The organism is Brachybacterium phenoliresistens (genome assembly GCF_039530785.1).
In the GTDB taxonomy this organism is placed as follows: domain Bacteria; phylum Actinomycetota; class Actinomycetes; order Actinomycetales; family Dermabacteraceae; genus Brachybacterium; species Brachybacterium phenoliresistens.
Genome location: NZ_BAAAOW010000001.1, coordinates 282053 through 307843, shown reverse-complemented (window position 1 = coordinate 307843; position 25791 = coordinate 282053). Strand labels below are relative to the sequence as shown.

The following is a 25791-nucleotide window of genomic DNA, read 5'->3' as shown; positions in this document are numbered from 1 at the left end:
CCGCACGTGGCGAGCTCATCGCAACCGAAGGACTCGGCGAAGACCAAGCGCCGGAAGAGGGACCCCGAGGGCCGCATGGCCCTGGGGGAGCACCTCTTGGAGCTGCGCAACCGTCTGTTCTGGTGCGCCGGGACGGTGCTCGTCACCGCAGTCGTCGGCTGGTTCCTGTACGACTGGGTTTTCGACCTCCTCGATGCGCCTTTCCAGCGTGCGAGAGCTCAAGGCGTCGATGCCTTCCTCAACCTGGATACGACGGGCTCGCCCCTCAACATCAAGCTGCAGGTGTCGGCGTACATCGGTCTGATCCTCGCCGCCCCGATGTTCCTGTACCAGTCCTGGGCGTTCGTGATGCCGGGTCTGCACCAGAACGAGCGCCGCTATGCGCTGGGCTTCTTCGGTTCGGCCATTCCGCTGTTCTTCATCGGCTGTTTCGCCGGGTACTGGGTGGTGGACAAGGCTGTCCCGATCCTCCTGGGCTTCGCCCCCAGCGGCGACGACGTGCAGATCGTCCAGAACATCAGCTTCCCGACGTATCTCAAACTGTTCGTGAAGACGATGCTCGCCTTCGGCATCGCGTTCGTCATGCCGGTCGTGCTGGTCCTGCTGAACTTCCTGGGCATCCTGCCGGGGAAGACCATGCTCAAGGCATGGCGCTGGGTCACCTTCCTGTGCTTCTGCTTCACCGCCGTCATGGTCCCCACCCCGGATCCCTTCACCATGATCTTCATGGCGCTGCCGATGGTCGGCCTGTACTTCGCCGCGGTGCTCATCGGCATCATCCGCGACAAGCGGAGGAAGGAGACCGAGGACGACGGCCTCGCCGACGACGAGGCGAGCGTCATCGACGACGCCCCCGAGGACGTCGACGGTCCCTCGTCGCTCGACGACGACGAGGACGCACCGCGCCGCACGAGGCGTTCGTGAGCCGACTGCGCGTGGGGCTGCTGTCGAACCCGACGGCGGCCCGGGGGGCGGCGCACCGGACGGGGCGCCAGGTCGCGCACCTGCTGCGCCTGGCCGGTCTGTCCGTGGTGGACGTCTCCGGCCCCAGCGCCCGCGTCGCACGGGCCCGTGCCGAGGAGGTCATCGACACCCTCACCGCCCTCGTCGTCGTCGGCGGTGACGGCACGGTATCCCTGGGCGCCTCCCTGGTGGCCCACACCCCGGTGCGCCTGGGCGTCGTCCCCGCCGGCAGCGGCAACGACTTCGCCCGCGCCCTGGAGCTGCCCGTCGGCTCCCCGGAGGAGTCCGTGCGCCTGCTGCTGCATGCGCTGTCCCGGCCCGTCACCGCGATCGACGCGATGGAGGTCAGCAGCAGCCAGAACCTGCCCTCGCACCGCTCCCTGGCGCTCGGGAACGTCTCCCTCGGCTTCGACGCCCTGGTCAACGCCCGCGCCAACAGCGCCGGGCGGGGCCTCGGGTCGCGGTACTCCGTCGCCCTGCTGCGCGAGCTGCCCGCCTTCTCCCCGCTGCCGTACTGGGTGGAGGTCGACGGCGAGGAGCGCTACGAGGTCGACGCCACGCTGCTGACGGTCGCCAACACCGGAGTCTTCGGCGGGGGCATCCGCTTCGTCCCGGACAGCATCGTCGACGACGGCCTGCTGGAGCTGGCGACCGTGGCCGGCGCCGGTCGCCGCGACCTGCTGCGCATGATGCCGCGCCTGCACCGGGGCACCCACGTCTGCCATCCCGCCTTCTCCACCCGGCGGGTGCGGGAGGTGACCGTCGGCCTGCGCCACGGGCGCGACGTGCGCGCCTACGCCGACGGCGAGGCGCGCGGCCTGCTGCCGGTGACCGTCCGCATCGCTCCGGGGGCCGTGCGGATCCTGGCCGATCTCGACCGACTGCGAGGAGAACCGGCGTGAGCTCCCCCTCCGAGCGCTATGCCCAGTTCGATGCGGAGCGCCGCCGCAGCCGCACCCCTCTGGGCAGCTTCCAGGCGCGCTATCCCTTCGACCTGGACCCCTTCCAGATCCGCGGCTGCGAGGCCCTGCAGGAGGGCGAGTCCGTGCTGGTGGCCGCGCCCACCGGCGCCGGCAAGACGGTCGTGGGCGAGTTCGCGGTGCACCTGGCCCTGGAGACGGGGCGCAAGGTCTTCTACACCGCCCCCATCAAGGCCCTGTCCAACCAGAAGCACGAGGAGCTCTCGGCGTGGCTGGGCCACGACCGGGTGGGACTGCTCACCGGGGATACCTCCGTGCGGCCCGATGCCGATGTGGTCGTCATGACCACCGAGGTCCTGCGCAACATGCTGTACGCCGGCTCGTCCCTCCTGGACGGGCTGGGCTTCGTCGTGATGGACGAGGTGCACTACCTCGCCGACCGCCTGCGCGGCCCGGTCTGGGAGGAGGTGATCATCCACCTCGACGAGAGCGTGCGCCTGGTCGCGCTGTCCGCGACCGTCTCCAACGCGGAGGAGTTCGGCGCCTGGATCGACGAGGTCCGCGGGACCGTGCGCGTGATCGTCTCCGAGACCCGTCCCGTGCCGCTGTGGCAGCACGTCATCGCCGGGGACGATCTGCTGGACCTCTTCGTCGACGACTCCGGCAGCCCCGTGGTCTCGCACGGTCCGGGCGCCGCCCGGGAGCGCACCGTCAACCCGGCGCTCGCGCAGACCGGAAGCACGAGCACCTCCCGGATCCGCGACGAGGACGAGGGCCGGGGCGGTCGCGGCGGACGCGGCCGGCACGGCGGGCGCGGCCGAGGGCGCGGTCACGGCACCCAGGGGCGCCACCGGCTGCGCGGCTCCCGCAGCGGCCCGCCCGATCACCGGGGCGGCTCCGATCGCCGGCCCGACCCGGGCGAGCACGGGGCCGGTCGCGGTCCTCGCCTGGGCTCGCGGCCGATGCGCCGCCCCGACGTCGTCGCCCTCCTGGACCAGCACGCCCTGCTCCCCGGCATCTTCTTCATCTTCTCGCGCGCCGGCTGCGACGCCGCCGTCCGGCAGTGCGCCCAGGCGCACCTGACGCTCACGACCCCGGAGGAGCAGCGCCGCATCCGCGCGGTGCTCGCCGAGCGCCTCGCGGTCATCGGCCACGAGGACGAGCAGATCCTGGACCTGCCGGCCTTCCGACGCGCCGCGATCAACGGCGTCGCCTCCCACCACGCGGGGATGCTCCCGCTGCTCAAGGTCCTCGTCGAGGAGCTGTTCTCCCAGGGGCTGATCAAGGCCGTGTTCGCCACCGAGACCCTGGCGCTGGGCATCAACATGCCGGCCCGCTCGGTGGTCCTCGAGAAGCTCGTGAAGTTCAACGGCACCGAGCACGCCGACCTGACCCCGGGGGAGTACACGCAGCTGACCGGCCGTGCGGGCCGCCGCGGCATCGACACCGAGGGCCATGCCGTGGTCGTGGCCGGACCGCGCTTCGACGCGGACGCGGTCGCCTCCCTCGCCTCGCGCCGCACCTACCCGCTGCGCTCCGCGTTCCGGCCCACCCCCAACATGGCGGTGAACCTGCTGGACCGCTTCGACCTGCAGCGGGCACGGGAGACGCTCGAGATGAGCTTCGCCCAGTTCCAGGCGGACCGCTCCGTGGTGGGGCTGGCCCGCAAGGCCCGCGAGACCGAGGACACCGTCCGCTCCTACCGCGAGGCCCTGCACTGCGAGCGCGGGGACGTGCTGGAGTACGTGCAGCTGACCGAGCAGATCGCCGCCCGCGAGAAGGCTCTCGCCCAGCAGCGCTCCGCCGCCGACCGCGACCGCACCCGCTCCACCCTGCGCTCCCTGCGGCGCGGGGACGTGGTCGCCATGCCCGGCGGGAAGCGCAACGGGTACGGCGTGGTGCTGGACGTGGACCGGCAGGTGCTCGAGGGCATCCGCGTCGAGGTGCTGACCCCCGACGCCCGGGTGCGGGCCGTGCATCCCGGCGACCTGCCCTCGGCCCCGGCCGTCATCGACTCCCTGAAGCTGCCGCGGCCCGAGCGGCTGGGCAGCGCCAAGGTGCGCCGTGACACCGCCAGCGCCCTGCGCCAGCTGCTGTCCGGGCACGATCCCGACCCCCGCCGCGAGGTCCGCTCCCGCGCCCCGCGCACCCCGTCGACCGCCGCCCAGGACGATGCCCTGCTGCGGCTGCGCGAGCAGCTGCGCGAGCATCCCTGCCATGACTGCCCGGAGATCGAGGCGCATCTGCGCTGGGCCGGTCGCTGGCGCAAGGCCTCCGCCCAGCTCGAGCGGGACGAGCGCCGCATCCAGGGGCGCACCTCGTCCCTCGCCCGGCAGTTCGACCACCTCGTGGATCTCCTCCTCGAGCTCGGCTATCTCGAGCTGATCGAGGACCCGGAGCCGGACCCGGCGGGCGCCGCGGACCGGCAGGCCTCGCCGGTGCCGACGCCGCGAGGGCTGCGGCTGCGCCACCTGTTCAGCGACCGCGACCTGCTCATCGCCGAATGCCTCGACCAGGGCGCCTGGGCGGATCTCGATCCCGCGGAGCTGGCCGCGATCGTCTCCGCCGCGGTCCACGACTCCCGGCGCGACGACGCCGGGTCCCCGGAGCTGCCGGCCTCGAGCCGTTTCGCGCACGTCCTGGCCCGGACCGAGGCGATCGGCGACCGGTTGCGGGCGGCCCAGGCCCGCCACGACGTCGACCTCACCACTCCGCCCGATGCCGCAGCCAGCGCGATCGTGCACCGCTGGGCGCAGGGCCGGCACTTCGCGGCCGCCATCGCCGACTCCGGGATGACCGCCGGGGACTTCGTGCGGCACTGCCGTCAGGTCGTCGACATGCTCGAGCAGCTCGCCGCCGTCGACGGCGTCGCGGCGACGGCCCGCGAGTCGGTGCGGGCGGTGCGCCGCGGCCTGGTCGCCCAGGAGTTCGACAGATGAGCACCGCCCCACCTCGTGAAGGACACCCCCGCATCATGACCGAGACCGCCTCCCTCCCCGTCCTCTACACCGGGATCGTGCTGTACAGCACGCAGGACCCGGAGGCCTCGGCGATGCTGGTCGCGGACGGCACCGTCGCGTGGATCGGTCCGGAGGACTCCGCCCTCGTGCTGCACCCGCAGGCCCGGCGCATCCGCGCCGAGGGCTGCCTGGTGACCCCGTCCTTCGTCGACGCCGCCCCCACGGCCGATGGCTCCGAGCCCGAGGCCGGCTGGCTCGAGCAGGCGCTCGCACGCGGCATCACCGCGGCGGTCCCCGGCCCCCTGGGCCCCCGCGACGGCGTCACGGTGCTGGCCCCCGCGGTGCAGAGCGCCCCCTACCTCGACCTGACCCGAGAGGGGACCGCCCTCGCCCTCGGCTCAGGGGGCCGTGCCGACGCCGCCGACCCCTGGACCTGGGTGCGCGCCCTCGCCCATGAGGGGCCGCTCGAGCAGCGCATCAGCGACCGCGCCGCCTTCCTCGCCGCGACCCGCGGCGGCCGGCGCCTGGCCGGCGCCCCCCACCCCGGGTCCCTGAACCCCGGCACGGAGGCGACCTTCGTGGTCTGGGAGCCGTGGGACCTCACCGTGCGCGGGCAGGACGAGCGCATCCAGACCTGGTCCACGGACCCGCGCTCCCGCACCCCCATGCTCCCGGACCTCACCGACGGCTTCCCGCAGGCCCTGCGCACCGTGGTCTCCGGCCGCGTCGTCCACGACCGCCTGCCGGAGCCCGCATGAGCAGCGGCGGCACCGGGCGGTCCGGCGCGACGAGCACCCGCTCGCGCGGCTCCGGCGCCGCTGCCCGCTCGCGCGGCCGCTCGGCCGCCGGGGCGCGCGGATCCCGCCCGCCCCATCGGGAGGAGGCGCTGCGCCCCGTCCCCGGGTCCGTGGCCGTGCTGGTCGGCGCGGCCGGCGGGCTCGCCGCCGTCGCCGCCTTCCCGCCGTACGACCTCTGGTTCCTGCTGCCGCTGGCGATCGGGGCCCTGAGCGCGACGGCCCTGACCCGCACCGCGACCGCGACCGTGCTCGCCTCCTTCGCCTGGGGCCTGGGGTTCTTCGTGCCGCTGACCCACTGGGCGGCGACCTATGCGGGCGCGATGCCGTGGCTGGCCCTCGGCATCTTCCAGGCGCTGTTCGCCGTCCTGTTCGCCGTGCCGGCGCGGGCGGTGCTCGTGCGCCGGGGCCTCGGCCCGGGCAGCGCGCTGGTCGTCGCGGCGCTGTGGGTGGCCGTGGAGACGCTGCGGTCCCACGCCCCCTGGGGAGGGCTGCCCTGGGGCGCCTCCGCCTTCGCCCTGGCCGACTCGCCGCTGCTGAACCTCGGCCCGTGGATCGGCACCGCGGGCCTGGCCCTGCTGTGCGCCCTGCTGGGCCTCGGGGTCCTGCGGGGAGTGCTCGCCCTGACCGGCCGCAGCCGCCGCGGGCTCGGCGGGATCGCGGGCCTGCTGCCGATCGCCGTCTCGATCACGGTCGTCGCCGCCTGCCTGCTGGTCCCGTACCCGCCGAACCCGGCCCCGGCGCAGCAGAGCACCCTGCGCGTGGCCGGCATCCAGGGGAACATGGACCCCATCGATCCGGTGGCCCTGACCATGCCCGAGGGCGTGTTCGAGAACCATCTCGCGATGAGCCACGAGGTCCTGCGGAGCGAGGGGACGGAACTCGACCTCGTCGTCTGGCCCGAGGACTCCACCAGCTGGGACCCGCGCGACGACCCCTACCGCGAGCAGGCCATCGTGGACCTCTCCGGGCAGGCCGACGCCCCCGTCATGATCGGCACCCAGACCCCCACCGAGGACGGCCGCCGCTACAACTACTCGCTGGTGTACGCCCCCGACGGCCAGGTCGTCTACCAGTACGCCAAGCGCCACCCGGTGCCCTTCGGCGAGTACATCCCCGCGCGGAGCTTCTTCCGGGCGATCACCGACAAGGTCGACATGGTCTCCTCGGACATGATCGCCGGCGAGGAGGTCGGGGTGACCGACGTCGTCGGCCCGCCGATCGGCGTGCTGATCTGCTTCGAGATCGCCTACGACAACCTCGTACGCGACGTCGTCGACGACGGCGCCCAGATGATCGTCGTCCAGTCCAACAACGCCCTGTTCGGCGAGTCCCACGAGGCGGTCCAGCAGGTCGCCGAGGCCAAGGTGCTGGCCGTCGTCAGCGGGCGCAGCGTCGTGCACGTCTCCACGGTGGGGGAGTCGGCGATCTACGGTCCCGAGGGCCGCGAGCTCGCCCGCACCGGCCACTGGGAGCAGGGCGCCGTGGTCGCGGACGTCCCCCTGCGCACCGGCATCACCCCCGCCGTCGCCGCCGGCTGGTGGACCTCGCTGATCATCAGCGCCCTGGGCCTGGCCGGCGTCGCGGCCGCCCTGACCCGGAAGGACCGCGCGATCGCCCCGCCCGGGCGTCGCTGATCCCGCCCGCCCTGCGCCGAGCCCATCGGCCGCATCCGAGGAGAGACCCCTGAGCACGCTCGTCATCATCCCCACCTACAACGAGATCGAGGCCCTGCCGGGGACCCTCGCACGGCTGCGAGCCGCCGTCCCCGAGGCGCACGTCCTCATCGCCGACGACGCCTCCCCGGACGGCACCGGCGAGCTGGCCGACGCCCTCGCCGCGCAGGACCCGCACGTGCACGTGCTGCACCGTGCCGGCAAGGAAGGCCTGGGCCCCGCCTACATCGCCGGGTTCCGCTGGGGCTTCGAGCACGGCTACGACGTCCTCGTGGAGATGGACGCCGATGCCTCCCATCGGCCCGAGCAGCTGCCCGGGCTGCTGGAGGCGGTGCGCCGCGGCGCCGATCTCGCCATCGGGTCCCGCTGGGTGCGCGGCGGCGCCGTGCACGACTGGGCCCGCCACCGCGAGGTCCTCTCGCGGGGCGCCAACATGTATGCGCGGGTGCTGCTGGGCCTGGGCGTGCACGACGCCACCGCCGGCTTCCGGGCCTACCGCGCCGATCTCCTGCGGGAGCTGCTGGAGGCCGATGTGGCCAGCCACGGCTACTGCTTCCAGGTCGACATGACGCGCCGCAGCCGCGAGGCGGGAGCGGTGATCCGGGAGGTGCCCATCGACTTCGACGAACGGCGCGAGGGGACCAGCAAGATGGACTCCTCGATCGTGGGCGAGGCGCTGCTGCGGGTCACCCAGTGGGGCGTGCAGCGCCGGGCACGGCAGCTCTCCAGGGTGCTCGGCTACCGTGGACGGTGACACCCGCCGCGGCGTCGGCGCCGCGGCACCGGCAGGAGAGTGAGCCCATGACCTCGCAGCAGAACGGAACCTCGCAGGACCCCCGTGCGCGCCGTTCCGTGCGCGGCATCCTCGTGCCGATCGCCATCCTGGTGCTGGGCCTGGCCGAGATCGCGATCCTCGTGGCGATCGGCGTGAACACCTCCCTGTGGTGGTCGGTGCTCGTGATCGTGGTCGGCTGGGTGGTCGGCGTCGCCCTGCTCGTCGCCGCAGGCCAGCAGTCCTTCGTCCGCCTCAGGTCGCTGGTGCGCGCCGTCCGCGGCAGCGGGGACGTCAAGGACCATCTCAGCCGGCCCGCCTTCACGCTGCTGGCGGCGATGCTGTTCTTCTTCCCGGGCCTGATCACGGACCTGATCGCCCTGGTGCTGCTGCTGACCCCCGTGCAGCGGCGGGCCGTGCGCGCCGTGGGCCTGGGCAGCGGATCCGATGCGGCCCGCAAGGTCCTGTACCGGCGCACCAGCAGCGGCGTCATCCAGGGCGAGATCATCATCGACGCCCAGGACTCCTCGCCGCAGTCCCCGTCTCGGCCCGGCGAGGACGCACCGCCCACCATCACCCAGGGGTGAGGACGCCCCGGACGACGAAGCGCCCCGACCGGATCGGTCGGGGCGCTCACGCATCCAGGGCAGGAACCCGGGCCGTCAGAGCGTGCGGCTGGAGCTCTGGTGCAGCTTGCCCGAGCGCAGCAGCGCCAGACGCTGGTCCAGGAGCACCTGCAGCTCCTCCTCGCTGCGACGCTCCAGGAGCATGTCCCAGTGCGTGCGCTGCGGCTTGCCCGGCTTCTCCTCGGGCTTCTCGTGGTCGCGCAGCACGGCGGTCGCGCCGCAGCGGCACTCCCACACCGGCGGCACGTCCGCCTCGACGGAGAACGGCAGCACGATGGTGTGCCCGTTCGGGCAGTCGTAGTTGGCCTCCTGACGGGGCGCGGCCAGCACGCCGTCATCGGTCTCCATGCTGAGCGACCCCAGGCGGGTACCTCGCAGGCTTCGGCTGTTCATGCTCTCTCGCTTCCTCCCGACGGTAGGATCCGTGCACCGCACCCCGCCGAGCAGCGGGGGAGCGCACGCTCCTTCACAACGCCCTGTGCTCCAGCCCTGTTCCCGGGGGTGGCGCGGCCCTCGTCCGCCGGTCGTGCCGACGGCATGCACCACCGGATCCGGGACGGATCATGAGCGGGGCGGGGGCGCGGATTCCAGGAGCTCGGCGAGCACATCGACGCGATTGGTGATAATACCATCCACGCCGAGGCGCAGCAGGTCGCGCATCGTCCGGCGGTCGTCGATGGTCCACACGTGCACCTCGCAGCCGGCACCGTGGGCGGCGGCGACGGTGCGCGCGGTGACGACGGGCACTCCCCGGTAGGTCGGCGGGACCTGGATCGCCCCGTAGGGCGACAGGACCCGGCGCACCGCTCCGCGCGGCGCCTCCAGGGCGCTGGCGGCGAGGAAGGCCGCGATGCCCGAGCGGGAGGGGCTGCGGGCCGGGGCGCGTCCGGTGGTCGCCCGGATCCCTGCGACGGTGCGGCGCGCGATCGAGGCGTCGAAGCTCGTCACGCAGATCCGGTCCGCGGAGCGGGTGCGGGCGACGGCGCCGACCGCGGGGACGATGCCGCGACGGTCCTTGACGTCGATGTTCACGGGCACGTCGCCGAAGGACCCCAGGACGTCCTCCAGCAGGGCGATCGGCTCGATCCCGGCCACCCGGATCCCCGGCAGGTCGGTGATGCGCAGGGTGTCCACGTGCCGATGGTCCCCGGCGACGCGCTCGAGCGTCGCGTCGTGGACCGCGAGGGCGACGCCGTCGGCCGTGGCGCGGGTGTCGGTCTCCAGCATGGTGGCGCCGGCGGCGATCGCGTCATGGAAGGCGCGCATCGTGTTCTCGGCCCCGTCCCGGGCCAGGCCCCGATGGGCGATCAGTCGCGGCCTCGCGCCCGGCAGGAACCGCGAGGCGGTCCCCGGTGCGCCGGCGTGCGCCGGCGGGTCAGCGGTCGTGCTCGTCCAGGAGCGCATCCTCTTCCTCCTCGTCTCGGGTGCGGGCGCGGGACCGGCGCGCCGGGGCCGGCCGGCCCCCGCGCGACCTCCGGATGCGGCTGCCGGCCGGCGGCGCGCCGGGTGCGCCGGGATCCCGGGGGCCGTGCGGCGGCCCGTCGGCCGGATCCTCCCCATCGGCTGCGACGGTCGCGGTCGCCGCACGCTCCGCGGCCTCCGCCTCGAGGCGGTCCCGTCGCGCCCGACGGGCCCGGACGACGAGGGCCGCCGGGAAGAACAGCGCGAAGATCCACCACTGGAATGCATAGGACAGGTGCGGGCCCAAGCTCGTCTCGGGCTTCTCCAGCGGCCGGGGCCGGGCGATGTCGGTGGGCGACTCCGAGACGAGATCGCCGTAGGCCCCGGTGTGGACGGGGCCGTCCACGGGCAGCTGGTCGGCGAACTGGGCGGGGTTGACGGACTGCACCTGGCCGGCCGGGTTGGTGCGATCGCCCAGCACGGGCTCCTCGGGGCGCAGGTGGGCGACCACGGTGATCTCGCCCTCGGGAATCTCGGGCTCCTCGGCCGGGGCGGACTCGACCTCGTCGGAGTCCACCCACCCGCGCACGATCAGCACCGTGCCGTCGGCCGTCTCGAAGGGCACCAGCTGCCAGAAGCCCACGGCGGCGCCCAGAGGGCGGTTGCGGACGTAGAGCACGCAGCCCGGTTCGGTGCAGTAATGGCCGGCCAGCTCGACGGGAGTCCAGTCCTGGGCCGCGGTGAGCTGGGAGTCGGGCGCGGGGAGCAGATCGCGCAGCTGCGCCGGCGGGGCGTCGTAGTTGGCGCGGATCGTCGCGGCGACCTCGCGCTTGCTCTCGAAGCGATGCCACTGCCACACCCCGAGGCCGATGCACAGCGCGACCGCCACGAGGATCGCGGTGACCGCGAGGATCGCATCACGGAGCGGACTGCGCGGGGAGTCGTCCCGGGGCGTCATGCTCCGTGCACGGCGTCGATCGCCGGGACGGGCGCTGCCGGTGCGCTGAAGGCCGCATCGGCGCTGGAGCGGCTGGGCAGGTCATGGACCGCGAAGTCCGCCAGGCGGACGAACAGGACCGCCGTCGCGGCGGCCAGCAGGAATCCGAGGGCGGTCACGGTGATCGTCACCGCCAGCCGCAGCCGCGGGCGCTCGCGGCGCTCCTTCTCCGGTCCGAAGCCGAAGTCCTCGGCCTCGAGATGGTTCTGGGACCACATTCCTGGGTTGAGCACCGTGACAGGGTAGTCCTGGACCCTGGGCCGCGGTCGGGCGCCGCTGGCGGGGACGTCCTCGGACTCCAGCAGCGGCCCGCCGACGTCGTGGACCTGCTCGGCGGGCACCCAGGTCCGCCACCCGGCAGGGACGGGACCCCACTGCAGCTCAGGCCGCCACCCGGCCGGCGGAGCCCATCCGTCATGCGGGGGCTCCGGCCAGGCGGGCGGCGGATTGAAGACCTTCGTCACGCAGGCACGTCCCAGGTGTACTGGTCGCTGTAGTTGTCGTAGACGAGCTTCAGGCCGCCGCTGCGGGAGACGTCGAAGATCGTCTTGATGGTGTACTCGTCCCCGGCGGAGAACGTGTCCGGGGCGTCGATGTCGGTTCCCGCATCGGCCAGCTCGTAGGTGCTGAGCGCCTCGTTCACCGTGCCGCCGTAGGGCGTCACCACGGAGAACATGTAGCCGCGGAAGTCCATCGTGCCGTCGGTGACCGTCACCTTGGCCGTGACCACGAGGAACTCGGGGAACTGCCCGGGCGTGACGGTGCCGCCGTAGGTGCTGGGGAGCTTGTCCGCCGGCAGCCACTCCATGGACACGGTGACCTGTCCCTTGCCGTCGGAGGAGATGACGTCGACCGGGGTGGCGGCGGGATCCACGGTGGGCAGCACCGAGGGGGTGACCGCGGTGGGCTCCTCGAAGGTCTCCTCCTCCGTCGGATCCTCGCTGGGCTCGGTGGCCTCGGTCGTCTCCTCCGTGCTCTGGGAGGTGGTGGGGGCGGAGGTCGGGTCGCCGCCGCCGCTGCGGTTGAACAGGACGATGCCGCCGATGAGCAGCGCGATCAGCCCGAAGACGAGCACCAGGACGATGCATCCGACCCACCAGAAGCGGGCGAACAGCCCCTTCTTCGGGCCCTGGCCCGCGCCCTCGGCGGTGGCCCACTGCGCACCGGAACCGCCCGTGGCGGGATCCGAGGCCGAGCCGAAGGCCGCGGGGGAGCCGTAGCCGGCGGCCGGAGATGCCTGGCCGTAGCCGGCCGAGGGGGATGCCTGGCCGTAGCCGGCGGCGGGGGAGCCCTGCCCATATCCCGCCGAGGGGGATGCCTGGCCGTAGCCGGCGGCCGAGGAGCCCTGGCCGTAGCCGGAGGCGGGGGAGGCCTGCCCGTACGCCGCCGCGGGGTCCTGCCCGTAGCCGGCCGCCGACGGATCCTGTCCGGGGGCGGCGGCCGAGGAGGCCTCTCCGTAGGCGGCCTGGCCCGACGCGGCCGCAGCCGCAGGCTCTGCGGACGGCTGCTGGGCGTCCTGGCCGTACTGCTGATCCTGGCCGTACTGCGGGGCCGAGGGGGCCTGCTCCGAGCTGGTGGCTCCATAGGCGGCCGCCGCGCCGACCCCGCCGATGGCCGCTGCGCCGGCGACCGGAGCGCCCGAGGAGTCGGATCCGGCGGCCTGATCGGCTGCGGGCTCCGCGTCCTCGTAGGGCGTGGCCTGCTGGAGGTCCGCCTCGAGGTTCGGGCCGTCGTACTCGGCGGTCTCCGCCGAGTCGGCCTGCGGGTCATGGGGAGCCGTCGGAGGGAGCTCGTGGTCCGCCCCGGCCGACGGGCCGGCGCCCGCCGAGGAGTCCTGTCCCGGTGCCGGCGCCGGAGCGGAGGCCGGCGCCTCGGAGGGGGCGGCAGCGGCGTCCTGCGCCGGGGCCGCCTGGGCGGCCTCGGCGGAGCCGCCCTGGCCCTCGAGGATCTGCTCGGCGTCGCTGGAGGCGGCCGGGGCATCGTCCCCGAACGGCTCCTCGGTGCTCGCGGGAGCCTCGGGGGCGTCCGCTCCGAAGGATGCCGCCGGCGCCTGCGCGCCGTGGGCGGCAGGAGCGCCGGTCGCGGGCGCCGCCTCGGCAGCGGCGGGGAGGCCCTGGTCCGCGGCGGGCGCGTCGGCCTCGGTGCCGGCGGCGAGGGGGTCGGAGCCCGGAGCGCCAGGGGTCCCGGCGACGACCGGAGCCTCCGTCGCGGCCTCGGCTGCGACCGCGGGGGCGGCGGCCGACGCCGCGGCCGGAGCGCCGGCCACATGGGTCGCGTCGGGGTCCTGGGGAGCGGGGGCATCGGCGACGTGCGTCGCGTCCGCATCGTGCTGCGCCGAGCCATCGTGCTGCACCGAGCCATCGTGCTGCGCGAAGGCATCGTGCTGCACCGAGCCATCCTGCTGCGCGGAGGCGTCCGCCGCGGACCCTGCGGGAGCGGCGGCGTCCGGAGCATGCTCCGCCGGTGCCGTCTGCTGCGGCGCCGCGGCGGTCGGCTCCGGGGTCGCACCGGTCGGCTCCGTGGTGGAGAGCCGGGTCGCGTCGTCGTCGACGGCCGGGGCCTCGGAACCCTCCACCCAGAAGTTCCATCCCTGCGGCGCGGGTCCCCACGACGGATCGGGCTGCCATCCCGGCGGCGGCGTCCAGGCCGGATCGTCGATCGGCCAGTTGGGCGGCGGGTTGAAGCGGTAGGCCATGTGCCTGCTACCTTCCATCGTCTGAACGGGGCGGCGCCGCGGTCGCCCAGGAGGCGACCCAGCGGCACAGCACTCGCCCCGTATCGTAGAGCACACGTCCCGTCGCCCGCGCGGGACCCGCCATCCGACCCCGAGGAGCCCTTCATGGACACGACCGCCCCCGAGCCCCGCAGCGTGCTGATCACCGGCGGCAATCGCGGCATCGGACGCGCGATCGCGGAGGAGTTCGTCCGTCGCGGAGACAAGGTCGCCGTCACCAGCCGCTCGGGCCAGGGAGGCCCCGAGGGCGCGCTCACCGTGGCCGCGGACATCACCGACGGCGCCTCGCTGGACGCCGCCTTCGCGGAGATCGAGGCGGCGCACGGACCGGTCGAGGTGCTCGTCGCCAACGCCGGCATCACCGACGACCAGCTGCTGCTGCGCATGGACGACGCCTCCTTCGAGTCCGTCGTCGACACGAACCTCACCGGCTCCTTCCGGACCGTCAAGCGCTCCATCAAGGGCATGATGCGCAAGAAGAAGGGGCGCATCATCCTGATCAGCTCGGTGGTGGGCCTGTACGGCTCGCCCGGGCAGGTCAACTACGCCGCCTCGAAGTCCGGCCTGGTCGGCATCGCCCGCTCGCTGACCCGGGAGCTGGGCAGCCGCGGCATCACCGCGAACGTCGTGGCCCCCGGCTACATCGCCACGGAGATGACCGACGGCCTGCCCGAGGAGCTGAAGTCCCAGTACCTCAAGGCGATCCCCGCCGCGCGCTTCGCCGATCCCTCCGAGGTGGCCCGCGTCGTGGCCTTCCTCGCCGGGGACGATGCGTCCTACATCTCGGGCGCCGTGATCCCCGTCGACGGCGGCCTCGGCATGGGACACTGATGCCCGACTCCGCGCCGCCGATCCCGGCGGCGCCCCGCGCGAACCGGTCCCGGACCGCCCCCGTGTCCCGGACCACGATGAAGGTGTGATCTCGCCGCATGGCATCCTCCGACCCTGACAGTCGCCTCCTGCTGCTCATGCGCCACGGGAAGGCCGACGCCGCCGCGGACAGCGATCATGATCGCCCGCTCCACGACAAGGGCCGCGCCCAGGCGCGCATGATCGGGGAGTACCTCGAGTCGCAGGGCGTGCGCCCCTCCCGGGTGCTGGTCTCCGATGCGCTGCGCACCCGGGAGACCTGGCAGAGCGTCCTGGAGACGATGCCCGGCTTCGACGGCCGCGTCACCTTCCACGAGGACATCTACCATGGCGGCCCGGCGGAGGTCCTCGCCCTCATCGGCGGTCGCAAGCCCAAGCACCACGTGGTGATGGTGATCGGTCACGAGCCCACCATGTCCACGCTCAGCAGCTTCCTGGCCGATGACGACTCCTCGGATCCGTCCTCGGTCGCGCAGGCCCGGATCGGCCTGCCCACCGGCGCGATGAGCGTGCTGACGGGCCGGCAGGACGACTGGTCCGAGGTCCGGGAGGCCTCGATGACGCTGCACACCATCGTGCGCAGCTGACCGCCGCCGGCGGGCATCGCCCGCGGCCCCGCCGCACGACGCACCGCGCGCCTCCTGCAGTCGGCGCCCGCCCCGGATCCGGGGCGGGCGCCGACTGCTGTGCAGGGAGGATCAGCCGCGCGCGGCCGCCTCCTCCAGGTAGGGCAGGGCATCGAGCAGGCTGGGCCCCTCGAGCTCGACATCGGCCACCTCCCGCAGGGCCGGCTTGCCGCAGAAGGCGATGCCGGTCCCGGCCGCGCGGACCATCAGCGCGTCGTTGGCGCCGTCGCCGATGGCGACCGTCCGGGAGAGCGGGACCCCGTGGCGCGCGGCGAGCTCCCGCAGGACCTGCTCCTTGCGCTCGGCGGTCACCACCGGGCCGGACACCCGGCCGGTCAGGCGGCCGTCGGCGACCTCGAAGCGGTTGGCGACGACCAGGTCGACGCCCGCCGCGGCGGCGAGCTCGTCGATCGCCTCGTGGAAGCCGCCGGAGACCAGCGCCGTCACCCAGCCCCGCGACCGCGCCGCCGCGAAGAGCTCGACAGCCCCCGGGGTCGGGACGAGGGAGGAGCGGACCTGCGCCAGGGCCTCCTCGGACAGGCCGGCCAGGGTCGCCACGCGCGCATGCAGCGAGTCCGCGAAGTCCAGCTCCCCGCGCATGGCACGGGTGGTGACCTCCTCGACCTGCTCGCGGGTGCCGGCATGGTCGGCGACGAGCTCGATGACCTCCTGGGTGAGGAAGGTCGAGTCGACGTCGGAGACGAGGATCCCGGTGACGGGAGCGGTCGCCGGGGCCGCTCCCGTCCCGTGATCGGAATCGATGCGGGGAAGGGGTGCGCTGCTCATCCGGGGGTGATGACCGTTCCCTTGCCGATCACGGTGATCCCCGAGGGCGTCACCACGAAGCCCCGGGCGCGGTCCTTCTCCGCGTCCAGGCCGATCTGGGTGCGCGGAGGGATCACCACGTCCTTGTCGATGATGGCGCGATGGATCTGGCTGTGTCGTCCCACCGTCACATTGTCCATCACCACGGAGTCGGACACGTGCGACCACGAATGGCAGCGCGTGCCCGGCGAGAGCACGGAGTTGGACACCTGCGCGCCGGAGACGACCACGCCGGGAGAGACGATCGAGTCGACCGCCGAGCCGACACGGCCGGGACCGGCATGGACGAACTTCGCGGGCGGCACGTTGCGCACCCCGGCGAAGGTCGGCCACTGCTCGTTGTAGAGGTTGAAGACCGGATGGATGGAGATGAGGTCCATATGGGCCTCGTAGAAGGCGTCGATGGTGCCGACGTCCCTCCAGTAGTCGCGGTCGCGGTCGGTGGAGCCGGGGACGTCGTTGCGGATGAAGTCGTACACCGCCGCGTCGCCCCGCTCGACGAAGTAGGGGACGATGTCGCCGCCCATGTCGTGCGCCGAGTCGTCGTTCGCGCCGTCCCGCGTGACGGCCTCGACGAGGGCGTCCGCGTCGAAGACGTAGTTGCCCATCGAGGCGAGGATCTGGCTGGGGTCATCGGCCAGGCCCTGCGTCTCCTTGGGCTTCTCGACGAAGCGGGCGATGCTGGTGGGGTCGTTCTCGACGGTCTCGATGACGCCGAACTGGTCGGACTCCTCGATGGGCTGGCGGATCGCTGCGACGGTGCAGGACTTGCCGGATTCGACGTGGGCATCGACCATCTGCGAGAAGTCCATGCGGTAGATGTTGTCCGCACCGACCACGACGACGTAGTCCGGCTTCTCGTCGCGGATGAGGTTGAGGGATTGGTAGATGGCATCGGCGCTGCCGCGGTACCAGTGCTTGCCCATGCGCTGCTGCGCGGGCACCGGGGCGACGTAGTTGCCCAGGAGCGAGCTCATGCGCCACGTCTGGGCGATGTGCTTGTCCAGGGAGTGCGACTTGTACTGGGTGAGCACCACGATCCGGAGGAACCCGGAGTTCACGATGTTCGACAGCGCGAAGTCGATCAAGCGGTAGATGCCGCCGAACGGGACGGCAGGCTTCGCCCGGTCGAGGGTCAGGGGCATGAGCCGCTTCCCCTCTCCGCCGGCGAGGACGATGGCGAGGACCTTTTTCGACATGGCTGAAGGATAATGCCTCTGTGGGCCGGATCACGTCACGGTCCCACATCCGGACCGCGGGCCCGTCCCGGGGAGCGGTCCGTGCCTGCATACGACCACGTCCTGGGAGGAAACATGCGCGTCGATCTGCTCACGAAGGAGTACCCGCCCGAGGTGTACGGAGGCGCCGGCGTCCATGTCGCCGAGCTCACCCGGGTGCTGCGCCCCCTGATCGACGTGAGGGTCCGATGCTTCGGCGCGGACCGCCACGAGCAGGGCGTCACCGCCTACCGGGCGCCCGTCGAGCTCGCGGGGGCGAACTCCGCCCTGGTGACCCTGGGGACCGACCTGCCGATGGCCTCGGACTGCGCGGGCGCGGACCTGGTGCACTCCCACACCTGGTACGCGAACTTCGCCGGCCACCTCGCGCAGCTCCTCCACGGCGCCCCCCACGTGCTCTCGGCGCACTCGCTCGAGCCGCTGCGCCCCTGGAAGGCCGAGCAGCTGGGCGGCGGATACGCGCTGAGCTCCTTCGCCGAGCGGACTGCCTACGAGGCCGCGGCCGGCATCATCGCCGTCTCCGGAGGCATGCGCGAGGACATCCTGCGCTCCTACCCGGCGGTGGACCCGGCGCGGGTGCACGTGGTCCACAACGGCATCGACATCGAGGAGTGGTCGCCCAACCGCGCCACCGACGTGCTCACCTCCCGGGGCATCGACCCCGAGGCCCCCACCATCGTGTTCGTCGGCCGGATCACCCGCCAGAAGGGCCTCCCGTACTTCCTGCGCGCCGTGCGCGAGCTGCCCGAGGGCGTGCAGGTCGTGCTCTGCGCCGGAGCCCCCGACACCCCGGAGATCGCGCACGAGGTCGAGACGCTCGTCGCGGAGCTGCAGCGCAGCCGCCAGGGCGTCCACCTCATCTCCGACATGCTCCCGCGGGACCAGCTCACCCAGATCCTCACCCACGCCACCACCTTCGTGTGCCCGAGCATCTACGAGCCCCTGGGCATCGTGAACCTCGAGGCCATGGCCTGCGGCACCCCCGTGGTCGGCTCCGCGACCGGCGGCATCCCCGAGGTGGTCGTCGACGGGGAGACCGGGTACCTGGTGCCCCTGGCCCAGGCCGACGACGGCACCGGCACCCCCCTCGAGCCGGAGACCTTCGTGGCCGACCTCGCCGCGGCGCTCACCCGCGCCGTCTCCGACTCCGAGCGCGCCCGGGAGATGGGCGAGGCCTCGCGGCGCCGAGCGGCCGACCATTTCTCCTGGACCTCGATCGCGCAGCGCACCCTGGAGGTCTACCGCACGGTGCTCGACGCCTGAGCGTCCCGTGGCCCCGGGGCCCGGCGGTCGCCGCACCGCCGGGCCCCGGCACGTCACGGCGGTCGCCGCACCGCCGGGCCCCGGCACGTCACGGCGCTTCCCGCGGGCTCGGTGCCTGCGGTGCCCGTCAGGCGTCACGATGCCCGCCAGAAGTCATTCTGCGTCGCTTGAACACCCGTTCAAGCGACGCAGAATGACCTCCGGCGGGGTGGTGCGCGGGCACGGCGACCGGGTCAGGGCATCTCGGCGGCGACCACGGCGGTGACCTGGTCCACCAGGGCCTCCCGGGAGGCATCGGCCAGCTCGCGCAGGATCTGCTCGCGCCGGCTCGCCCCGGACAGGGACGGGGCGGCGGTTTCCGCGGCGAGCTCGGTGCGGGTCAGAAGCAGGGTCCGGGCCGCGAGGGTCAGCAGATGCCGGGCGGGCCCGGGGACGTGGCGGGGCAGGCCCGCCGCCGTCCATCCGGCGGGCAGGGCGGCCTGGGGGATCGGCTCCTCCGGGACGAGATCCAGGTGGGCGGAGCCGTCGGCCGCCCGGCGCAGCGCCCGCAGCAGCTCCTCCCGCGCCCCCGAGGAGTTCGCCGGCGGCACCACCTGGGCGGCGGTGCCGGGGATCCGGCTCCAGGTCACCTCGACACCGCGGGCGCCGTCGGCGCCGAGCTCGTCGACCTCCGGCACCAGGGTGTGCTCTCCCAGCCCCGCCGCGGTGACGACGATCGCCTGCTCGGCCATCACCGCGCGGGTGATCGCGGCCGGAGGGCCGATGAGCCCGGCGATCCGGCCGGGCTGGGGCAGCACCAGGCGGGCCTGGGCCAGGGGCAGGCGGCGCAGCTGCGTCATCCAGTCGAACAGGTCCTCGCCGTCGGCAGTGCGCTGGCGGTGCCCGGCGCCGTGGGCGATCGAGACCGCGTCGTCCGGGCCGACGTCGCCGCGGAGGTACGCCCCGGCCCACAGCAGCAGGGACGCCGCCCGCGGCAGCGGGACCAGGTCGCGGGGGATCTGCGGGGAGAGGTCGGGGAAGGCCTCGCTCACGGGCGACCCACCGCCACCAGGCGGGGCGCGGCAGAGGCGTCGGCGGCCTCGGGACGCACGCGCAGCACCTCGCCGAGCTGCGCATCGGCCTCGACCCATCCCGTCACCGGCGGCTGCGAGAGCTGCACCTCCACGCGCAGCGGCGAGGACTCCCCGGCCTCGCGCCGGTCGATGACGGTCGCCTCGAGCTCCTCGCCGACATGGGCGCGCAGGGCCTCCGCCTCGACCAGATCGATCGCGGCACGCTCCAGCGCCCCGGCGCGCGCCGCCGTGGCCTGCATCGCCTCCGGGATCTGCGGGAGCGCGGCGAGCAGCGCCGCATCCGGCTCCTCGCCGCGCGAGTGGGCCAGGCACATCAGCAGCACGAAGCGGTCCACCAGCCGGCGCAGCGGCGCCGTCGCATGCGCGTAGGGAGCGGCGATCGCGGACTGCACCGGATCCTCGGGCAGCTCCTCCGCGCTGCGGAACGCCGCGTAGGAGGCGCCGCGGAACAGGGAGGACGCCTGGTTCAGCAGCGCCAGGTGGCGTCCCTCGCGCCAGTCCAGGGTGCGCAGGAACTCGCCATAGGGCATCCCCTCCGGCCAGGTCACCCCGAGCGCCTCGCCCTGCAGGCGGAAGCGCTCGATCGCGCGGGGCTCGGCCGGCGGCATCGTCCGCAGGATCCCGCTGCCGCCGTCGATCATGAGCCGTGCCGCGGCCATACCGGTGAGCAGGGAGATCTGCGCGTTGGCGTCCTCGATCTCCCGCGGGCGCCGCCAGGAGATGCGCAGCAGCTCTCCGTCCTCCTCGACCTCCTGCTCGGGGACGTTCAGGCTGGCCCCGCCGCGCTCGGCCTCGATCCCGGCGCGCAGCGCGCCGATCTCGAGCAGCAGCCGCATCATCGGGTGGCCGCGGCCGGCGTCCAGCTCGTCCTGCACGGCGTCGTAGCCGAGCTTCTCCCGGGAGCGGACCACGGCCCGCTCGAGGGCGACGGTCTCCAGCTCCCCGCGTCCGTCCAGATGCATGTCCCACACGAAGGCCGGGGCGTCCTGCCCGGGCAGCAGGGAGGCGGCGCCCTCGGAGATCACCTCGGGATGCAGCGGGATGCGCCGGTCCGGGAGGTAGACGGTGGCGCCGCGGCGGCGGGCCTCCGCGTCGATCACCCCGTCGAGCTCGACGAACAGCGGCACGTCCGCGATGGCGTAGAGGACGTGGAATCCGTCCCCGTCGCGGGACAGATGCATGGCCTGGTCGAGGTCGGTGGAGGAGGCCGGGTCGAGGGTGACGAAGGGGACCTCCCGCAGATCCGTCCGGTCCCCGGCCCGGGAGGACCAGTCGGCGGCGGCCCGGGCGGCGGCGAGGACCTCCGGCGGGAACTCCCGCGGCAGGTCCTTCCCGGCCTCGGCGACCAGGGCGTCGATGCCCTCCTCGAGGGCGGCCCGCGCGACCGATCCGCGCGGGACATGGAGCGAGACGGCTCGGTGCGCCACGGGACCTCCTGGGGTCGGCTGGGGGACTGGGCACAGTCTAGGTGCGGGCGCGTCGCACGGCAGGGAGGCGGGCGCGGAGCCGATAGGCTCTGGACCATGCCCGATGCTGCAGCTGAACTCACCGATGTCGTCGTCCGTCGCGGCGGACGCCACCTCCTGGACTCCGTGTCCCTGCGCATCGACGAGGGGCAGCGCTGGGTGGTGCTGGGGCCCAACGGCGCCGGCAAGTCCACCCTGGTGCGCCTGCTCGCCGCGCGCCTGCACCCCACCTCCGGCACCGTCGACCTGTTCGGGGAGCGGCTGGGCCGCACCGACATCTTCGAGATCCGCCCGCTGATCGGCCTGGCCTCCCAGGAGCTCGCCGAGACCGTCCCGGTGGAGGAGACGGCGCTGGACGTCGTGGTCACCGCCGGCTACTCGATCGTGGGCCGGTGGCGGGAGCAGTACGACGAGGAGGACCTCGACCGCGCCCGCGGCCTGCTGGGCGCCTTCGGCGTGGCGGAGCTGGCCGACCGGATGTTCGGCACCCTGTCCACCGGCGAGCGCAAGCGCGTGCTGTCCGCCCGCGCCCTGATGACCGACCCCGAGCTGCTGCTGCTGGACGAGCCGGCCTCCGGCCTGGACCTGGGCGGACGCGAGGAGCTCGTGCGCAACCTGGGACGCCTGGCGAAGGATCCGCAGACCCCGGTGACGGTGCTGGTCACCCACCATGTCGAGGAGATCCCGCCGGGGTACACCCATGCCCTGCTGCTGCGCGCGGGCGGCGTGGTCGCCGCCGGGCCGATCGAGGGGACCCTCACCTCGCAGAACCTCACCCGCACCTTCGGGCTGCCGCTGGTGGTCCAGAACCACGGCGAGCGGTTCTCCGCGCGCGCCGTCCAGCTCGGCTGAGCGGCCGATGATCGAGCGGATCGACTCCGCCGAGGACCCGCGGCTGGACGACTACCTGCGCATGACCGATGTGCGCCTGCGGTCCCGGATCGAGCCGGAGCGCGGCCTGTTCATGGCCGAGAGCTACGAGGTCATCTCGCGGGCGCTGGACGCCGGCCACGCCCCGCGGTCCTTCCTCATGAGCGAGAAGTGGCTGCCGCGCTTCGCGCCGCTGTTCGAGCCGTGGCCGGACGTCCCCGTGTTCGTGGGCGAGGCGGCGCTGCTGGAGCAGCTCACCGGCTTCCACCTGCACCGCGGAGCGCTGGCGGCCATGCAGCGGCCGGTGCTGCGGACGGTGCCGGAGCTGCTGGCGAGCCGGGAGCGGTCGCGGGTGGCGATCATCGAGGACATCGTGGACCACACCAACGTGGGCGCGATCTTCCGCTCCGCGGCGGCGCTCGGCGTCGATGCGGTGCTGGTGACGCCGCGCTGCGCCGATCCGCTGTACCGTCGCGCGATCCGCGTGTCGATGGGCACGGTGTTCCAGGTGCCGTGGACGCGGATCGACCCGTGGCCGGGCGGGATCGCCGCGCTCCAGGAGGCCGGGTACGTGGTCGCCGGGATGACCCTCGGCGAGGGCTCGATCGCCCTGGACGAGCTCGTCGCGGAGTGCCCCGAGAAGCTCGCCCTCGTCTTCGGGACGGAGGGGCACGGCCTCACCCCGGCGGCGGACCGCCTGCTGGACCGGCGGGTGACGATCCCGATGATGCACGGCGTCGACTCCCTGAACGTCGCCGCGAGCTCGGCCGTCGCGTTCTACGCCACGCGAGCGCAGCCCCGGACCTGACGGCGTCGGCGGGATCGCCCCGCTCGGCGCGCCCGGCCCACGCGACCCGACCGTCCCCCGGGGCGAGGGTCAGCGGTCCTGGGCGCGGACGTCCGTCCCGTGCTCGGCGAAGGCCCGGAAGTCCTCCATGTGCGAGCGCGTCTGCGCGATGAAGGCCCGGCGCAGGAACGGCGCGAACCATCGCATCGCTCCCGTGAACCGGTACTCGTTCTCGCTCTCCCACAGCGTGCGCTCCGGCCCGGCCACGCTCAGCCGCTCCCGGGCGGCGCTCCACATGCCGGGGGCGAGGATCTCGCGCTCGTACCGGACGACCTGCTCCGGACGGGCCTGGCCCAGGTCCTCCGGCTCACGACGGGTGATGGTCTCGGTGCACTGCATGGTCCCCTTCCCGGAGCGGAGCTCGACCGTGGAGACCGTCCCGACCTGCCCCTCGCGCCCGTGCACCGGCTCGTGCCGCACCAGGCCGCGCAGCCACTTCGGCCGCTGCGCCGGGTCGGTGAGCAGGTCGAGGACTTTTTCGCGGGGCAGAGCGATCTCGAGGCGGACGGTGAATCTCATCGGACCCCTTCCCCGGGGAGGCGAGCATCGTCAGGCGGATACGAGGGTGATTGTCCCACCGCGCCGCGACGTGCGGGGGGCGGAGCGGTCGCGCCCGCTTCCACCGGGCCCTGTCGCGCCCTATCCTGCAGCTCACGATGGAGCAGACCATCGGCGGCCGCGCCGACGCGGCGCCCGAGAGAGACCGAGGCGACCCGAACCATGACGACGGACCCATCCCCGGGATCGGGGGAGCCGGGCGCCTTCGCGCCGCTGCGCCGTTCCGGATTCCGCTGGCTGTGGCCCGCGATCGTCGTGAGCTACGTGGGCTTCTGGGGGCAGACCGTCGGCGCCCAGTGGCTGCTGGTCAACGGCCCGAACGCGAGCGTCACGGTCGCCCTGATCCAGACCGCCGCGACGCTGCCGATGATGCTGTTCACCCTGCCCGGCGGGGTGGTCGCCGATCGCTTCGACCAGCGCTGGATCATCGTGGTGGTGCAGACGTACATGGCGGTGGGGGCGTTCAGCCTGGCCGTGGTCACGGCGCTGGGTCTCGCCTCCCCGCCGGTGGTGCTCGCCTTCACCTTCCTGCTCGCCATCGGCACGGCGTTCCAGATCCCCGCCTGGCAGTCCTCGCTGCCGGACATCGTCCCGCGCGACGAGCTCGGGGCGGCGACGCGCCTGGACATGGTCGGGGTCAACTTCGGCCGGGCCGCAGGACCGGCGATCGCCGGCGTGCTCATCGGCGCGGCCGGGGTCCCGTGGGTGTTCGTGCTCACCGCGGCCACGGCCCTGATCCTCGCCGGCACCCTGCTGACCTGGCGGCGCCCGGCGCGGACCCTCGCCCCGCCGGCGCGGGAGCGGTTCCTGCCGGCGCTGCGCGCCGGGGTCCGCTACGTCCGGCACGATGCGATGGTCCGTCGCATCCTGCTGCGCGCGGTGCTGTTCATCGCCCCGGCGACGATCCTGTGGGCGCTGATCCCGCTGGTGGCGACGGAGCGCCTGGGCGTGGACGCGGGAGCCTACGGCGCGCTGTTCGGGGCGCTCGGGCTCGGGGCGATCCTCGCGGCGCTGACCGTCGGCCGGCTGCGCGGGGTGATGGCCACCGGGACACTCCTGGTCCTGTCCGGTCTGCTGTACGCCGTGGTGCTCGCGATCCTGGTGCTGGTGCCGGTGTTCGTCGTCGCCCTCGCCGCGCTGATCCTCGCCGGCGCCGCCTGGACCGCCGTGATCTCCACGCTCAACGCGGAGCTCCAGTTCGTGCTGCCGTCCTGGGTGCGGGCCCGCGGCCTCTCGGTCTACCTGGTCACCTTCACGGGATCGCAGGCGATCGCCTCGATCCTCTGGGGTCAGCTCGCCGCGTGGACCGGGGTCGTCGCCGCGTTCCTCACCGCCGGGGTGCTGCTGGCGCTGACCTCCGTCTCCGGCGTGCTGCTGCGGATGCCGGACGTCCGCGACGCCGATCCGCGCAGCATGCCGTTCTGGGGCGATGTGAACGTCCCGATCGAGATCCAGCCCACGCACGGGCCGATCGTGGTCAGCGTCGAGTACCGGGTGCCCGCGGCCGACGATGCCGCGTTCCTCGCGACCACCGCCGATCTGCGCCGCTCCCGGCTGCGCAACGGCGCCAGCCGGTGGGAGCTCTACCGCGTCGCCGAGACCCCGGAGGTCTTCGTCGAGTCCTTCATGGTCGACACCTGGGAGGAGCACCAGGCCCAGCACCGCGACCGTCTCACCGCCGCGGACCAGCGCATCGAGGCGGCCGTCCAGGCCTTCGTCTCCCGGCCGCCGCAGGGGCGCCACCTGATCCCGCCGACCATGGCGGCCTCGCCGGCGGATTCCCCGGACGCCCCGCGACGACGGCGGCCCCGCCCGAGGACCCGCCGCGCCCCGCGCTGACCGGGGGAGCGTCCCCCGTCAGGGGGTGCGCAGGTCCTGCGCGAGCATCACCAGGATCCCGCTGGGGCCGCGGAGGTACGTCAGGCGGTAGATGTCCTCGTAGGTCGCGACGCCGCGCAGCGGGTGGCAGCCGTGCCGGGCCGCGATCTCCAGGGCGGCGTCCAGGTCGTCGACGGAGAAGGCGACCCGGTGCATGCCGATCTCGTGGGGGAGCGTCGGCTCGGTCTCGATCGCCTCCGGATGGATGTACTCGAACAGCTCGAGCTGGCCGTTCCCGTCGGGCGTCTGCAGCACGGCGATGCGGGCGTGGTTGCCGTCCAGGCCGACGGCGGTGTCGGCCCACTCCCCGCTGACGGTGTCCCGGCCGACGAGGGACAGGCCCAGGTCGGTGAAGAAGGCGATGGCGGCGTCGATGTCACGGACCGCGATGCCGACGTTCTCGAGTGCGATGGCCATGGGCAGACCCTACGCCG

24 protein-coding genes are annotated in these 25791 nt (G+C 73.6%); 13 read left to right on the top strand and 11 right to left on the bottom strand.

Features of this window, described 5'->3' with window-relative positions; all coding sequences use genetic code 11:
* Window positions 1-6: 6 nt before the first annotated feature.
* Genes tatC through ABD234_RS01345 form a run of 7 tightly spaced genes read left to right on the top strand, consistent with a single transcriptional unit; the run spans window position 7 to window position 8672 of the window.
* A complete protein-coding gene (gene tatC / locus ABD234_RS01375; protein WP_344353526.1) occupies window positions 7-924 on the top strand; it encodes a twin-arginine translocase subunit TatC in 918 nt (305 codons plus the stop codon).
* Window positions 921-1865: a diacylglycerol/lipid kinase family protein gene (locus ABD234_RS01370; RefSeq protein WP_038370192.1), complete on the top strand. Its 945-nt coding sequence runs from the start codon at window positions 921-923 to the stop codon at window positions 1863-1865. Before tatC ends, ABD234_RS01370 begins: the two co-directional genes overlap by 4 nt.
* Window positions 1862-4822, top strand: a complete 2961-nt coding sequence (locus ABD234_RS01365; RefSeq protein WP_038370193.1) for a DEAD/DEAH box helicase — start codon at window positions 1862-1864, stop codon at window positions 4820-4822. Before ABD234_RS01370 ends, ABD234_RS01365 begins: the two co-directional genes overlap by 4 nt.
* Before the next feature lie 35 nt (window positions 4823-4857).
* Window positions 4858-5601 (top strand): hypothetical protein, encoded by a 744-nt coding sequence (locus ABD234_RS01360; protein WP_344353519.1) that lies wholly within the window; start codon window positions 4858-4860, stop codon window positions 5599-5601.
* Window positions 5598-7274, top strand: coding sequence for an apolipoprotein N-acyltransferase (lnt, locus tag ABD234_RS01355; RefSeq protein ID WP_344353516.1), 1677 nt, complete (start codon window positions 5598-5600; stop codon window positions 7272-7274). Before ABD234_RS01360 ends, lnt begins: the two co-directional genes overlap by 4 nt.
* A gap of 49 nt (window positions 7275-7323) precedes the next feature.
* Entirely contained in the window at window positions 7324-8067 is a 744-nt protein-coding gene (locus ABD234_RS01350; RefSeq protein ID WP_038370196.1) for a polyprenol monophosphomannose synthase, read from the top strand.
* Window positions 8068-8114: 47 nt separating this feature from the next.
* Window positions 8115-8672 carry an FxsA family protein gene (locus ABD234_RS01345; protein WP_344353513.1) on the top strand — a complete coding sequence of 186 codons (558 nt, stop codon included), beginning with the start codon at window positions 8115-8117 and terminating at the stop codon, window positions 8670-8672.
* Between the two features lie 75 nt (window positions 8673-8747).
* On the opposite strand, the gene ABD234_RS01340 is transcribed toward ABD234_RS01345, so the two are convergent.
* From ABD234_RS01340 to ABD234_RS01320, 5 genes are all read right to left on the bottom strand, one after another.
* Window positions 8748-9104: an RNA polymerase-binding protein RbpA gene (locus ABD234_RS01340; RefSeq protein ID WP_038370198.1), complete on the bottom strand. Its 357-nt coding sequence runs from the start codon at window positions 9102-9104 to the stop codon at window positions 8748-8750.
* A 168-nt stretch (window positions 9105-9272) separates the two neighbouring features.
* Window positions 9273-10115 carry a glycerophosphodiester phosphodiesterase family protein gene (locus ABD234_RS01335; protein ID WP_344353508.1) on the bottom strand — a complete coding sequence of 281 codons (843 nt, stop codon included), beginning with the start codon at window positions 10113-10115 and terminating at the stop codon, window positions 9273-9275.
* Window positions 10087-11070, bottom strand: a complete 984-nt coding sequence (locus ABD234_RS01330) for an SURF1 family cytochrome oxidase biogenesis protein (RefSeq protein WP_344353505.1) — start codon at window positions 11068-11070, stop codon at window positions 10087-10089. Before ABD234_RS01330 ends, ABD234_RS01335 begins: the two co-directional genes overlap by 29 nt.
* Window positions 11067-11450, bottom strand: coding sequence for a hypothetical protein (locus ABD234_RS01325; RefSeq protein ID WP_232226149.1), 384 nt, complete (start codon window positions 11448-11450; stop codon window positions 11067-11069). The genes ABD234_RS01330 and ABD234_RS01325 overlap by 4 nt, the downstream gene beginning before the upstream one ends.
* A gap of 119 nt (window positions 11451-11569) precedes the next feature.
* The gene (locus tag ABD234_RS01320) at window positions 11570-13804 is read right to left on the bottom strand and encodes a hypothetical protein (RefSeq protein WP_038370204.1); all 2235 of its coding nucleotides are present in this window, start codon (window positions 13802-13804) and stop codon (window positions 11570-11572) included.
* A gap of 144 nt (window positions 13805-13948) precedes the next feature.
* On the opposite strand from ABD234_RS01320, the gene fabG reads away from it, so the two are divergent.
* Window positions 13949-14674, top strand: a complete 726-nt coding sequence (fabG, locus tag ABD234_RS01315) for a 3-oxoacyl-ACP reductase FabG (RefSeq protein WP_038370205.1) — start codon at window positions 13949-13951, stop codon at window positions 14672-14674.
* 98 nt (window positions 14675-14772) lie between these two features.
* Window positions 14773-15300 (top strand): SixA phosphatase family protein, encoded by a 528-nt coding sequence (locus tag ABD234_RS01310; RefSeq protein ID WP_038370206.1) that lies wholly within the window; start codon window positions 14773-14775, stop codon window positions 15298-15300.
* 111 nt (window positions 15301-15411) lie between these two features.
* Here the strand turns inward: ABD234_RS01310 and serB are convergent, their stop codons facing one another.
* Both serB and glgC read right to left on the bottom strand, forming a co-directional pair.
* Window positions 15412-16125, bottom strand: a complete 714-nt coding sequence (gene serB / locus ABD234_RS01305) for a phosphoserine phosphatase SerB (protein WP_344353499.1) — start codon at window positions 16123-16125, stop codon at window positions 15412-15414.
* Complete coding sequence (glgC, locus tag ABD234_RS01300) at window positions 16122-17363, bottom strand: glucose-1-phosphate adenylyltransferase (protein WP_038370207.1); 1242 nt, start codon at window positions 17361-17363, stop codon at window positions 16122-16124. The genes serB and glgC overlap by 4 nt, the downstream gene beginning before the upstream one ends.
* Window positions 17364-17477: 114 nt before the next feature.
* Between glgC and glgA the strand changes: the two genes are divergently transcribed.
* Complete coding sequence (gene glgA / locus ABD234_RS01295) at window positions 17478-18665, top strand: glycogen synthase (RefSeq protein WP_344353494.1); 1188 nt, start codon at window positions 17478-17480, stop codon at window positions 18663-18665.
* 233 nt (window positions 18666-18898) lie between these two features.
* Here glgA and ABD234_RS01290 read toward each other — a convergent pair whose 3' ends face one another.
* Entirely contained in the window at window positions 18899-19696 is a 798-nt protein-coding gene (locus ABD234_RS01290; RefSeq protein ID WP_344353491.1) for a hypothetical protein, read from the bottom strand.
* Window positions 19693-21165 (bottom strand): ribonuclease catalytic domain-containing protein, encoded by a 1473-nt coding sequence (locus ABD234_RS01285; protein ID WP_051486393.1) that lies wholly within the window; start codon window positions 21163-21165, stop codon window positions 19693-19695. Before ABD234_RS01285 ends, ABD234_RS01290 begins: the two co-directional genes overlap by 4 nt.
* A gap of 96 nt (window positions 21166-21261) precedes the next feature.
* Between ABD234_RS01285 and ABD234_RS01280 the strand changes: the two genes are divergently transcribed.
* Window positions 21262-22056 (top strand): ABC transporter ATP-binding protein, encoded by a 795-nt coding sequence (locus ABD234_RS01280; RefSeq protein WP_038370209.1) that lies wholly within the window; start codon window positions 21262-21264, stop codon window positions 22054-22056.
* A gap of 7 nt (window positions 22057-22063) precedes the next feature.
* Window positions 22064-22882 (top strand): TrmH family RNA methyltransferase, encoded by an 819-nt coding sequence (locus tag ABD234_RS01275; RefSeq protein ID WP_038370210.1) that lies wholly within the window; start codon window positions 22064-22066, stop codon window positions 22880-22882.
* Between the two features lie 69 nt (window positions 22883-22951).
* On the opposite strand, the gene ABD234_RS01270 is transcribed toward ABD234_RS01275, so the two are convergent.
* A complete protein-coding gene (locus ABD234_RS01270; RefSeq protein ID WP_038370211.1) occupies window positions 22952-23440 on the bottom strand; it encodes an SRPBCC family protein in 489 nt (162 codons plus the stop codon).
* Between the two features lie 201 nt (window positions 23441-23641).
* Here ABD234_RS01270 and ABD234_RS01265 point away from each other — a divergent pair, with 201 nt between their 5' ends.
* Window positions 23642-25318, top strand: coding sequence for an MFS transporter (locus tag ABD234_RS01265; RefSeq protein WP_084148170.1), 1677 nt, complete (start codon window positions 23642-23644; stop codon window positions 25316-25318).
* A gap of 18 nt (window positions 25319-25336) precedes the next feature.
* Here ABD234_RS01265 and ABD234_RS01260 read toward each other — a convergent pair whose 3' ends face one another.
* A complete protein-coding gene (locus tag ABD234_RS01260) occupies window positions 25337-25774 on the bottom strand; it encodes a VOC family protein (protein ID WP_038370212.1) in 438 nt (145 codons plus the stop codon).
* Window positions 25775-25791: the final 17 nt, after the last annotated feature.